This window comes from Brevundimonas sp. 374 (genome assembly GCF_900102995.1).
Taxonomy (GTDB): domain Bacteria; phylum Pseudomonadota; class Alphaproteobacteria; order Caulobacterales; family Caulobacteraceae; genus Brevundimonas; species Brevundimonas vesicularis_C.
In genome coordinates, this window is sequence record NZ_FNKT01000001.1 from 379961 (window position 1) to 392125 (window position 12165).

General features: G+C 66.4%; 12 protein-coding genes. 11 read left to right on the forward strand and 1 reads right to left on the reverse strand.

Translation table 11 applies throughout. The annotated features are described in order from the left end of the window. Window positions 1–622 precede the first annotated feature (622 nt). From serS to BLR19_RS01840, 8 genes are all read left to right on the forward strand, one after another. Entirely contained in the window at window positions 623–2113 is a 1491-nt protein-coding gene (gene serS / locus BLR19_RS01805) for a serine--tRNA ligase (RefSeq protein WP_091746511.1), read from the forward strand. Then, window positions 2113–2907: a 5'/3'-nucleotidase SurE gene (gene surE, locus BLR19_RS01810; RefSeq protein WP_091746514.1), complete on the forward strand. Its 795-nt coding sequence runs from the start codon at window positions 2113–2115 to the stop codon at window positions 2905–2907. The genes serS and surE overlap by 1 nt, the downstream gene beginning before the upstream one ends. Next, the gene (locus tag BLR19_RS01815) at window positions 2904–3548 is read left to right on the forward strand and encodes a protein-L-isoaspartate(D-aspartate) O-methyltransferase (protein WP_045810751.1); all 645 of its coding nucleotides are present in this window, start codon (window positions 2904–2906) and stop codon (window positions 3546–3548) included. The genes surE and BLR19_RS01815 overlap by 4 nt, the downstream gene beginning before the upstream one ends. 159 nt (window positions 3549–3707) lie before the next feature. Further along, window positions 3708–4787 carry a peptidoglycan DD-metalloendopeptidase family protein gene (locus BLR19_RS01820; protein ID WP_091746517.1) on the forward strand — a complete coding sequence of 360 codons (1080 nt, stop codon included), beginning with the start codon at window positions 3708–3710 and terminating at the stop codon, window positions 4785–4787. Between the two features lie 102 nt (window positions 4788–4889). Next, complete coding sequence (gene yajC, locus BLR19_RS01825; protein WP_017504795.1) at window positions 4890–5201, forward strand: preprotein translocase subunit YajC; 312 nt, start codon at window positions 4890–4892, stop codon at window positions 5199–5201. Between the two features lie 36 nt (window positions 5202–5237). Next, window positions 5238–6830: a protein translocase subunit SecD gene (gene secD, locus BLR19_RS01830; protein ID WP_055804957.1), complete on the forward strand. Its 1593-nt coding sequence runs from the start codon at window positions 5238–5240 to the stop codon at window positions 6828–6830. After that, entirely contained in the window at window positions 6830–7819 is a 990-nt protein-coding gene (gene secF, locus BLR19_RS01835; RefSeq protein ID WP_039243629.1) for a protein translocase subunit SecF, read from the forward strand. Before secD ends, secF begins: the two co-directional genes overlap by 1 nt. Before the next feature lie 86 nt (window positions 7820–7905). Next, window positions 7906–8181, forward strand: coding sequence for a hypothetical protein (locus BLR19_RS01840; protein ID WP_091746520.1), 276 nt, complete (start codon window positions 7906–7908; stop codon window positions 8179–8181). A gap of 43 nt (window positions 8182–8224) precedes the next feature. On the opposite strand, the gene BLR19_RS01845 is transcribed toward BLR19_RS01840, so the two are convergent. Next, window positions 8225–9430, reverse strand: a complete 1206-nt coding sequence (locus BLR19_RS01845) for a pyridoxal phosphate-dependent aminotransferase (protein WP_091746523.1) — start codon at window positions 9428–9430, stop codon at window positions 8225–8227. A 122-nt stretch (window positions 9431–9552) separates the two neighbouring features. On the opposite strand from BLR19_RS01845, the gene BLR19_RS01850 reads away from it, so the two are divergent. The 3 genes from BLR19_RS01850 (at window position 9553) to BLR19_RS01860 (ending at window position 12056) form a co-directional block, all read left to right on the forward strand. Continuing rightward, the gene (locus BLR19_RS01850) at window positions 9553–10266 is read left to right on the forward strand and encodes a TVP38/TMEM64 family protein (RefSeq protein ID WP_091746526.1); all 714 of its coding nucleotides are present in this window, start codon (window positions 9553–9555) and stop codon (window positions 10264–10266) included. 73 nt (window positions 10267–10339) lie between these two features. Beyond that, a complete protein-coding gene (locus BLR19_RS01855; RefSeq protein ID WP_091746530.1) occupies window positions 10340–10795 on the forward strand; it encodes a hemerythrin domain-containing protein in 456 nt (151 codons plus the stop codon). A 220-nt stretch (window positions 10796–11015) separates the two neighbouring features. Then, window positions 11016–12056, forward strand: a complete 1041-nt coding sequence (locus BLR19_RS01860) for a rod shape-determining protein (RefSeq protein ID WP_017504801.1) — start codon at window positions 11016–11018, stop codon at window positions 12054–12056. The last annotated feature ends 109 nt before the right edge of the window (window positions 12057–12165 follow it).

Consider the following 12165-nt stretch of genomic DNA (forward strand, 5'->3'; position numbering starts at 1 on the left):
GGGTGTGACGCTCCGCGCGGGGGGTTGGCCTGCAAGCTCGGGGCGCCGAGCGGTGGCGGTCTTATCGCCTAACCCCATAAGCCTGCGACGGGCGGGTCGGAGCAGCGATCCCCGATCCCCGGTTCGGCCGAGTATCCCCCTCGACCCTGCAACGCGACTGCGGACGCCGGGGCGGTTCCCCGGCCGATCAGCCCCGGCGCCGCGATGGGATTTCACCACCGCCCCCGTTCCCTCCGCTCTCGCCGCCGCAAGGTCGCAGGCCAGGCAAGCCCTCCAAGCGACGAGACGGATGCATTATGGGGCCGTTTGACCCCGTGGATGGAAGACAGGGGACATAAATCGGCAAGCGGTTGAAATCGCTGGAAATGGACCAGCGGCATTGCGATGGCTGAGCATCGTCTCCTCCCCATGTCATGGGGAGGTGGCTCGAAGGGCAGCGGAGAGACGGAGGGGCTCTTCGCGCATCGCAGGCGTCTGTGGGAGTTCAAGAGCCCCTCCACCGCTTCGCGGTCCCCCTCCCCACAAGTGGGGAGGAGACGGTGGTGCGAGCTTCTCGCGTTGCCCGATTCCGCGTGGGCGGGTAGAGCGTTCGGCTTCTCCCGCCCAGCCGAAGTTTCAGACCATGCACGACATCAGAGCCATTCGCGAGAACCCCCAGGTTTACGTGGCGGGCTGGTCGTCGCGCGGGGTGGACGAGGCCGACGGGCTGGTGGCGGACATCCTGCGGCTGGACGCCGAACTGCGCCACGCCCAGACCACGGGCCAGGACGCCCTGGCCAAGCGCAATGCGGCCTCCAAGCTGATCGGCGCCGCCATGGGACGCAAGGACATGGCCGAGGCCGACCGGCTGAAGGCCGAGGTCGAGGCGCTGAAAGGCGATATCGCGGCGGCGGCCGAGGTCGAGGCGCGCGTCGGCAAGGAGCTGCGCGACCTGCTGGCGGGGTTGAAGAACCTGGCGGCCGAGGATGTGCCGGACGGCGAGGACGAGGCGGGCAATGTCGAGGTCTCGACCTGGGGCGTGCCGCGTCGCACCGGTCCGGCCAAGGACCACGCCGACCTGGGCGAGGCCCTGGGGATGCTGGACTTCGAGGCGGCGGCCAAGATGTCGGGCGCTCGGTTCGCGGTGCTGAAGGGCCAACTGGCGCGGCTGGAACGGGCCGTGGGCCAGTTCATGCTCGATATGCAGACGGACCAGCACGGCTATCTGGAAGTGAACCCGCCCTACATCGTGAAGCCGGACGCCATGTTTGGGACTGGCCAATTACCTAAGTTTGAAGACGATCTTTTCGCTGCCACAGCAGGTTGGATCGCGGGCTTGGAAGCGGACCTTATTGCTCGGCAAACTGAGAGCATCCGCGCCGTCGCACGTGAGTTTGCTAGCAGGTCCAGTGAACTTGAAACAGGAGAGGCTGTTTCGGGTTTCGTGACTAATGCTGCCGAGATCGAGCGTCGCCACCATGACCAAGTGATGGCGTTCTTGTCTGAGAGTAAAGCTAGCTATCAACGCTACCTCATCCCTACGGCCGAAGTCTCCCTGACCAATCTCGTGCGCGAGACCATCCTGCCCGAGGACGACTTGGCGACGCCGATGCGGATGACGGCGCTGACGCCGTGCTTCCGGGCCGAGGCGGGGTCGGCGGGACGTGATACGCGCGGGCTGATCCGCCAGCACCAGTTCTCCAAGGTCGAGATGGTGTCCATCGCGCGGCCGGAGGACTCAGACGCCGAGCATGAGCGGATGACGGCCTGTGCGGAAGCCGTGCTGAAGGCGCTGGAGCTGCCGTTCCGGCGGATGCTGCTGTGCAAGGGCGACATGGGCTTTTCGGCGCAGAAGACCTTCGACCTGGAGGTCTGGCTGCCCAGCCAGGGAACCTATCGCGAGATCAGCAGCTGCTCGAACTGCGGCGACTTCCAGGCGCGGCGCATGGATGCGCGGTTCAAGCGGGCCGGCGAGAAAAAGACGGAGTTCGTCCATACGCTGAACGGCTCGGGCCTGGCGGTCGGCCGGACGCTGGTGGCGATCATGGAAAACTATCAGCAAGACGACGGGCGGATCGCCGTGCCGAAGGTCTTGCAGCCCTATATGGGCGGTCTGCAGGTCGTGGGCGTCTGATGCGTATTCTTCTGACCAACGACGACGGGATCGAGGCCGAAGGCCTGGAATGCCTCGAGCGGATCGCGCGCACGCTGAGCGACGACGTGTGGGTGTGCGCGCCCGCCGTCGAGCAGTCGGGCAAGGGGCGGGGAATCACCCTGACCGAGCCGCTGCGGGTGCTGAACCTGGGCGAGAAGCGGTTCGCGGTGACGGGCACGCCGACCGACTGCGTCGTGCTGGCGGTCAACGACCTGATGCCGGAGAAGCCCGATCTGGTGCTGTCGGGCGTCAATCGCGGGCACAATATCGGCGAGGACGTCAGCTATTCCGGCACAGTGGCGGGCGCCTTGCAGGGGATGGCGTTCGGCATCCGCTCGATCGCCCTGAGCCAGAGCCTGGAGCGGTTTCACGACGAGGTCGTGGCGCACTGGGAGACGGCTGAGGCCTTCGCCCCGGCGATCATCAGCCGCCTGCTGGAGCAGAAATGGGCGAACGGGGTGGTGATGAACCTGAACTTCCCCAACCGGCCGCCCGAAGCCGTCGATCAGGTCGAGGTGACGACCCAGGGCTTCCGCAATGTCGGCGAGATGCATGCGGTGCGGCGCACGGACCTGCGCGGGCGGGACTATTACTGGATGAGCTTCCGGGGGGAGAAGCAGGAGCATGCCGAGGGCACGGACCTGCGGGCCATCGAGGAGGGGCGGATCTCGGTCACGCCGCTGCATATCGACCTGACGCACATGACCAGCGTGCATGACCTGAAGAAGGTGCTGGGCGGAGCGCCGCCCAAGACTGTGGCGACCGCCGCATGAATCTGCACGACGACCGCGCCGGACGCCTGATCCTGTCGCTGCGGCAGCAGGGGGTCACGGACCCGCGCGTGCTGAAGGCGATGGAGAGCATCGACCGGGCGGTCTTCGTGCACGAGAAGTTCCTGGATCAGGCGTGGGAGGATCAGGCCCTGCCGATCGACTGCGCCCAGACGATCAGCCAGCCCTATATCGTCGGACTGATGACCCAGGCGCTGGAGGTGCAGGCGCGTCACCGGGTGTTGGAGATCGGCACCGGCAGCGGGTATCAGTGCGCGGTGCTGAGCCGGCTGGCGCGCTATGTCTATTCGGTGGAGCGGTATCGCAGCCTGCTGGTCGAGGCCGAGGCGCGGCTGCGGGTGCTGAAGATCGAGAACGTCATCACCAAGCACGGCGACGGCGGCCTGGGCTGGGCCGAACAGGCACCGTTCGACCGGATCATGGTCACGGCCGCGTCGCCGACCGAGCCGACCGAACTGCTGAAACAGCTGAAGCCGAACGGGGTGCTGGTCGCGCCTGTGGGACGCACGTCGGTGCAGATGCTGCATCGCTATGTCGGGCAGGGCGACGGGTCCTTCCACCGCGAGAGCCTGACGGAGGTGCGGTTCGTACCGCTGGTCGAGGGGACGGCGAAGGAGGGGTAGGCTCCTTTCTGCTGGCTATCGCTCGCGACCCGGTTGCTCGCTGTTTGAGCCGTTAATCTTCGCGCCCCAATTCCGTGCGGTTTGCGGGGTTGGCTTATGGGGCGCGAGCGGGCACACCGGGCGGGCGAGTTTAACCACGAATGGGAGCAGCCGGTGGCGATGATTTCGGGCTGGATGAGAGCGGTTCTGGTCGCGGGGGCGGCGTTGAGCACGGCGGCCTGCATCAGCTATCCTTCGGAGCCGCGCTATTCGACGCATGCGAACCCGGCGCCGGCCTATGGTCCGGGGCAGGGCGCCTACCCGCAGCAGCCGACCTATCCGAACGCCGGTCAGAATTCGAACCAGCCCGATCGGCCGGCCCCCTATGAATCGCCGCCGCCCGCGACCGCGCCGATCGGGCAGGTGGACGGCGGAGCCTTGCCGCCGACGGTCAACGTCGGTCCGAGCCAACCGACCTATCAGGCGCCGGCGTCGCAGCCGCCCGCCTATGCGCCGCCGTCCTATCCGTCGTCGTCGGCCCCGGTGCGCCCGGGCGCGGCCTATGTGATCCAGCCGGGCGACACGATCTCGGGCGTGGGTCGCCGCTTCCAGACGCCGGTCCAGACGCTGATTGATCTGAACGGCCTGGGGCCACGCGGGGCGATCACGACGGGCCAGCGAATCATCCTGCCTGAAGCGGCGGTGGATACCGGCCGCGACCCTTACGCGACCGGCGCTTCGCCCGTCGGCGTGCTGGTGCCCAACAACGGCGCCGTGCCGCCGCCCCCGCCGCCGCCCTCGGGCAATGCGGCGCTGCCGGTCCAGACGCGGCCCGTCGAACAGACCAACGCCGCCGGCGCCGCTGCCGTTCAGCCGAACCTGCTGTGGCCCGTGCGTGGCGACATCGTGCGGCGTTTCGGCCCGGTCGGCATGGGCGAGCGGAACAACGGCATCAATATCGGCGCCTCGGCCGGCGCGACGGTCAGCGCCTCTGCGGCCGGGCGCGTGGCCTATGTCGGCAGCGATCTGGTGGGGCAGGGGCTGACGGTGCTGATCGTGCACGCCAACGGCTGGCGCACCGTCTATGGCCATCTGGGTTCGGCGACGGTCAAGGACGGCGACGACGTGCGCGCGGGCCAGCAGATCGGCACCGTGGGTCTGACGGCCGGCGACGGACGCCCCTCGATCCACTTCGAGACCCGTCAGATGCGCGGCGACGATCCGGTCGCGGTCGATCCTTTGACAGTGTTGCCCAGGTAGCGCTTTCGCCGCGTTGCAATCTGCGAGGCGCGGCCCTAGGTTCCGCGCCTCGTTTTAATGGGGGGCCGACGAGGGCTACCCTTCTATGTTCGGAGACGACCCATGGGCGCTGAAGGCGGCTTGACGGCGCAGTTGATCGGGTTTGCGCCCATCATCGGTATTTTCATCCTGTTCTACTTTCTGCTGATCCGTCCGCAGCAGAAGCGCGCCAAGGAGCACGCGACCGCCATCGCCGCCGTCAAGCGTGGCGACACCGTCGTCCTGGGCAGCGGCATGATCGGCAAGGTCACCCGCGTCGAAGAGGCCGAGGTCAACGTCGAGATCGCCCCCAGCGTCAACGTGCGCGTGGTCAAGGCCATGATCGCCGAGGTGCGCAACCGCACCGCCATCGCCGCCAACGATTCCAAGGCCTGATACGCTCGCGTATCCGCCGATACCTGGACCGCCCTCATGATTCAGCTGTCGCGCTGGAAAGTCATTCTCGTCGTCGTCGCGGCCGTTCTCGGCTGTCTGCTGGCGTTCCCGAACCTGTTGTCGGATCAGCAACGCGAGGCGCTGCCCGGCTTCATGCCCAAGAACAAGCTGAACCTGGGGCTGGACCTTCAGGGCGGTTCGTATCTGCTGCTGGAAGTCGATGTGCCGGCGATGCGCGAAAAGCGCGTCACCAACCTGATCGAAGACGTTCGGGTCACGCTGAACGGTGCGGGCGTCGCCACCAACGGCTTCCAGCGTGAAGCCGGCGGCGTGGTCGTCACCCTGGCCAATCCGGCCCAGGGCGATGCCGCGTTCAAGGCGCTGCAACAGCTGGGCGGTCAGGTCGGACCGGGCGGCCAGGCCGAACGCACCGCCACGCGCCTGGGCGACAACCGCATCCGCTTCGCCTATACCGACGCCGCGCTGAACGGCATGGGCGCGACGGCCGTGGACCAGTCGATCGAGGTGGTGCGCCGCCGGATCGACAGCCTGGGTACGCGCGAACCCTCCATCACCCGCCAGGGCGCCGATCGGATCGTGGTCCAGGCGCCGGGCGAGAGCGATCCGAGCAAGCTGGAAGAAGTCATCGGCCAGACGGCGCAGCTGACCTTCCAGATGGTCGATGTCGAGAATTCGGTTCAGGACGCCCTGGCCGGCCGTGTGCCGCCCGATTCCGAACTGCTGCAAGGCGAGGACGGCACGCCCTATCTGGTTAAGAAGCGCGTGCTGGTGTCGGGTGAGAACCTGACCCGCGCCGGCGTCGGTTCGGACCAGAGCGGCCGCCCGGCCATCGACTTCCGCTTCGACGGTGCCGGCGCCCGGCGCTTCGGCGAAGCCACCGCCGCCAACCTTCAAAAGCCCTTCGCCATCATCCTGGACGGCAAAGTCATCTCGGCCCCGACGATCCAGAGCGCGATCACCTCGGGCTCGGGTCAGATCACCGGCAACTTCTCGATCCAGGAAGCGGCGACGCTGGTGAACCTGCTGAACGGGGGCGCCCTGCCGGCGCCGCTGAACGTCGAGGAGCGCCGCACCGTGACGGCCGAACTGGGCGCGGACGCGGTCGCCGCCGGCGCCCTGTCGACCGCCGTCGGCTTCGCCATCATCGTGCTGTTCATGATCCTGGCCTACGGCCTGCTGTTCGGCGGCGTGTCGGTGGTCGGCCTGGTGCTGAACGGCGTGCTGATCGTGGCGGCCATGTCGTTGACCCAGGCGACACTGACCCTGCCCGGCATCGCCGGTCTGATCCTGACCTTCGCGGTCGCGGTGGACGCCAACGTGCTGATCTACGAGCGGATGCGTGACGAGGCCCGGGCGGGACGCAGCGTCATCGCCTCGATGGACGCCGGCTTCAACAAGGCCATGGGCACCATCATCGACGCCAACCTGACCACCCTGGTCGCGGCGGGCATCATGTTCGTGTTCGGCGAAGGCCCGGTTCGCGGGTTCGCCTGGACCCTGACCATCGGTGTGTTCACCTCGGTCTTCTCGTCGGTCCTGGTCGCTCAGGTCCTGCTCGGCTACTGGCTCAAGACGGCCAAGCCCAAAAAACTGCCGATCGCGGAGTGATGGCGATGCGTGGATGGCCCCTGATCAAACTGCTGCCGCAGAAGACGAACTTCCACTTCGTCAAATATGCGCGGTTCGCCGGCGTCCTGTCTGTGATCCTGTGCGTCGCGGCGATCGTCTCCTGCTTCTATCCCGGCCTGAACATGGGCATCGACTTCCGGGGCGGCGCCTCGATGGAAGTGTCCAAGCCGGCGGGCCAGACGATCGAGCTGGATCGGGTCCGCGAGGCCGTGAACGGCCTGAACCTCGGCGACGTCCAGGTCCAGGGCATCGCGCGCCGCGACACCAATGTCGATGACGGCTCGACCGCCATTCTTCGCTTCCAGGTGCCGGAAGGCCGCGATCAGACCCAGGTGGTCAATCAGGTCGAAGGCGCCATCAGCGGCGCGGTCGGTCAGGTCAACTATTCGGGCGTCAGCGTCGTCGGCTCCAAGGTGTCGGGCGAGCTGTTCACCTCGGGCCTGTTGGCTCTGGGCGTAGCGATCGGCCTGATGTTCCTCTACATCTGGTTCCGGTTCGAGCCGCAGTTCGGTTTCGGCGCCGTGGTCGGCCTGCTGCACGACGTGATCCTGACGTTCGGGCTGATCGTGCTGTTCAAGCTGGAGTTCAGCCTGAACATGGTCGCCGCCGTCCTGACCGTCATCGGCTACTCTATGAACGACACCGTCGTCGTGTTCGACCGCCTTCGCGAGAACCTGCGCAAGTACAAGACCATGCCGCTGCGCGACGTGATCGACCTGTCGCTGAACGAGACCCTTTCGCGGACCATCATCACCGGCGTGACCGCCGTCATGGTGCTGGCGGCTCTGGCCATCTTCGGCGGCGAGGCCCTGTTCGGCTTCTCCATCGCTCTGATGTTCGGCATCATCATCGGCACCTATTCGTCGATCTATGTCGGCGCGCCGATCATCCTGCTGTGGGGCGTCAAGCGCGGCGCCCTGGCTGACGACGCCAAGCCGGTGAAGCTGGGCATGGCCAGCCGGCCATAGGTCGAGCGCCATCGTCGAAAGTTAGGCCGTCCCGGCATCGCCGGGGCGGCCTTTTCCTTGGACGGCGTCCGTGCGAGGCTGAGCCTATGAAAGCGCTCGTCTATACCGCCGTTGCCCTCGCCCTGACCGGCGGACTGACCGCCTGCACCGACAGCAAGCGGGCGCGCAACGACGCCACCTGGGGCGACAAGCCGGCGGACATCACCTGCTGGACCTATGGAGTGGAGAACTTCAAGGGACGCTCGACCGGCAAGGTCGAATATGACGACGGCGGCCGGATCTCTTTCGTCGATGCGTCGAACAACCGCTACACCACGATCGATGGCGATTGTCGCGTGGTCTATATGCAGCCCAGCAAATAGGGCCGGATGGAAGGCGGAGGCCTGAACCTCCGCCTTGGGTCGATCAGCGCAGCGAGGCCGTGAAGCGCTGGATGCGGGTGCAGGCTTCTTCCAGCACGGCGTCCGAGGTGGCGTAGCTGATGCGGAAATAGGGGCTGAGGCCGAAGGCCTCGCCCTGAACGACGGCCACGCCCTCGGCATTCAGCAGTTCGGCGGCGAAGGTGGAATCGCCGTCGATGGCGACGCCCGTTTCCGTGGTCTTGCCGATCAGTCCGGCGATCGACGGATAGACGTAGAAGGCGCCCTCGGGCGTGGCGCAGGTGACGCCAGCCGCCTGGTTGAGCATCGACACGACCAGATCGCGGCGCTTCTCGAAAGCGGCCTTGCGCTCGGGGATGAAGTCCTGCGGCCCGTTCAGCGCCTCGACGGCCGCCCACTGGCTGATGCTGGACGGGTTGGACGTGGTCTGGCTAGCCACCTTGCGCATCAGGTCGATCAGAGGCTTGGGCCCGCCGGCGTAGCCAATACGCCAGCCGGTCATGGCGTAGGCCTTGGACACGCCATTGACCGTCAGGGTGCGGTCGATCAGGTCCGGCGCCACCTGGGCGATGGTGGTGTATTCGAAGTCGCCGTAGACGAGGTGCTCGTACATGTCGTCTGTCAGCACCCACACGTGGGGGTGACGACGCAGGACCTCGGCCAGGGCTTCCAATTCGGCGCGGGTGTAGGCTGCGCCGGTGGGGTTGGACGGGCTGTTCAGGATCAGCCACTTGGTGCGGGGCGTGACCGCGGCCTCCAGCACGGCCGGCAGCAGCTTGAAGCCGTCCTTCTCCTCGCCGATCACGGTGACGGGCTCGCCGCCGGCCAGCAGCACCATGTCGGGATAGCTGACCCAATAGGGGGCGGGCACGATGACTTCGTCGCCGGGGTTCAGCGTCGCGACCAGGGCGTTGAAGATGACGGGCTTGCCGCCCGGCGCGACGTGGATGTTGGCGGCAGTATAGTCGAGATCGTTCTCGCGCTTGAACTTGGCCACGATGGCCGCCTTCAGCTCGGGCATGCCGTCGGCGTCGGTGTATTTGGTCTCGCCGCGGTTGATCGCGTCGATCGCCGCCTGTTTGATGTTTTCAGGCGTATCGAAGTCGGGTTCGCCTGCGCCCAGGCCGATCACGTCGCGGCCTTCGGCTTTCAGCTTCCGGGCCTGCGCGGTGACGGCGATGGTGGCCGAGGGCTTGACGCGGGCGAGGGCGGAAGATTGCAGGCTGGACATGAACTATCCCGTGGTTTTGGAAGTTTTTGCCGGGGAGGCGGGGTTGTTTACGCGGCGTCGCCCCTCGGGACAATGCGCTGATGCTCGCTAATGCAGAGATGGGATGATAAGCGGCGGCTCTGATGCGCTGGATCATCGATTTTCTGTCGAACATGGAGGCGCGTCGCTGGCGCGCCGTGCTGGCGACGGCCTTGCTGCTGGGCGCGATGATCGCCCTGTTCGCCGTCGGCAAGAGCCAACTGGGGCTGGAGGCCGAGGGGCGGCTGGAAGACTGGCTGGGCGGGTTCCGTCAGGGGCCTTGGGGGCTGGTAGCCGCCATCGTGGTGTTCACGATTTCGGCCTTCTTCGGCGCGCCGCAGTTCATCCTGATCGCCGCCTGCGTCGTGGCGTTCGGGCCGTGGTTCGGCTTCCTCTACAGCTGGATCGCGACGGTCGTGTCGGCGGGCGTGACCTATTGGCTGGGACGCGGACCCACGGCGCGGCTGCTGGCGCGGCACGGCGGCAAGACGGTCGGACGGCTGACGCGGTTCGTCGGCAAGAACGCCTTCTACGCCAGCTTCATGATCCGCAACGTGCCGTCGGCGCCGTTCATCGTCGTCAACATGGCGTTCGGGGCGGCGAGGGCGTCGTTCCCGGGCTTTCTGGCGGGGTGCGCGCTGGGGGTATTGCCGAAGACCGCGCTGGTCGCCTTCTTCGGCGGATCCTTCATGACGGCGGTCAGCGGCGACGGGATCTGGACCTCGGCCATATTGGCTGGCGTGGCGCTGGCCTGGCTGGCGCTGATGCTGTTGGTGCGTGAACTGGTCAAGCGGCGCGAGATCGCGCGCGGCGACTGAGGGGATTTGCTTAGCCTGCTATTTAGATTCCGTTCATCCAGAGGTTGCATGGTGTTGCTTTGGAGGCGTCGCCATGGATGTCCGTATTCTGAAGACGCAGCACGGCCGGATCATTCGACTGGCCAGCGCCCTGGGCGGGACCGCCGCCATTATGAAAACGTCGGACGATGCGATCCGCGCCCGTGAGCTGATGCGTGCGCTGAATACGGCTCTGACCGAGCATCTCGCGATCGAGGACGGCGAACTTTATCCCGTCCTGATGCGGTCCCAAGATCATTCGGTTCGCGACCTGGCGCAGCACTATGTTGAGGACATGGGGGCTCTGAGCGGCGTTTGGGCGCACTATTTCGAAGAGTGGTCACAGGCCCGCATTCTGAGGGATCGGGAGCGTTTCGCCTCTGTAACCAAGGGGTTGATCGGCGCCTTGGCGCATCGGGTCGCCCGCGAGGAGGACACGCTGTATCCCACGATGGAGGCGGCGGACGCCCTGGCCGTCGTTCCGAAGCGCGACGGCAGGCCGACATCCTGAAGCCGGTGTCCACAGGCGTCGTGCCTCGATAGCCCTCTCCATATGACGACACTGTCATCGGGGCTTGTATTCCCGGTTTCATACGGGCAAACCCGCCGCTAGTAGGCGTGGCGAAGACGATCAGGAACTGTCCGGCGTGGGGATGTCAGGGCAGTTGGGGCGTCGCCAGGTCGACTGAGACATATAGACGCCCTGCCAGCTAACAACGGTATCGATTCCCATGAGCTTCTCCCTTTTCGGCGCGATCTCCAACGACATCGCGATGGACCTGGGCACCGCCAACACCCTGATCTACATGAAGGGCAAGGGCATCGTCCTGAACGAGCCGTCGGTCGTGGCGCTGAGAAACGTCGGGGGGCGCAAGGTCGTTCACGCCGTGGGCATCGAGGCCAAGCAGATGCTGGGGCGCACGCCGGGCCACATGGAGGCGATCCGCCCCATGCGCGACGGCGTCATCGCCGACTTCGAAGTCGCCGAAGAGATGATCAAGCACTTCATCCGCAAGGTTCATAATCGCAAGGGCTTCGTGAACCCCAAGATCATCGTCTGCGTGCCGTCGGGCGCCACGGCGGTCGAGCGTCGTGCGATCAACGACAGCTGCCTGAACGCCTCGGCCCGCCGCGTGGGCCTGATCGACGAGCCCATGGCCGCCGCGATCGGCGCCGGCTTGCCGATCCACGAGCCGACAGGCTCGATGGTCGTCGACATCGGCGGCGGCACGACGGAAGTCGCCGTCCTGTCGCTGTCGGGCATCGTCTATTCGCGTTCGGTCCGCGTCGGCGGCGACAAGATGGACGACAGCATCATCAGCTACATGCGCCGCAACCATAACCTGCTGATCGGCGAAACGACCGCCGAGCGCATCAAGAAGGACATCGGCACCGCCCGCATCCCGGCCGACGGCGAAGGCCTGTCGATCGAGGTCAAGGGCCGCGACCTGATGCAGGGCGTGCCGCGCGAGGTGCGCATCTCTGAGCGTCAGGCGGCGGAAGCCCTGGCCGAGCCGGTCACCCAGATCATCGAGGCCGTGAAGGTCGCGCTGGAAGCCACGCCGCCGGAACTGGCCGCCGACATCGCCGACAAGGGCATCATGCTGACGGGCGGCGGCGCCCTGTTGCGCGGTCTGGACGTCGAGATCCGCGATCACACCGGCCTGCCGGTTTCCGTCGCCGACGATCCGCTGTCCTGCGTAGCCATCGGCTGCGGCCGCGTGCTGGAGCACCCGCGCTGGATGAAGGGCGTGCTCGACTCCGCGCTCTGATCCGTCCGTTGCGGCCAGGTGAAAGCTTGGCTGCAAATCCTTGTCTGGCCTGCGTGATCACGGTTCCATTCCGGCCTTGATTTTGCGATAGGCAGGTTCAGCGGCAGGG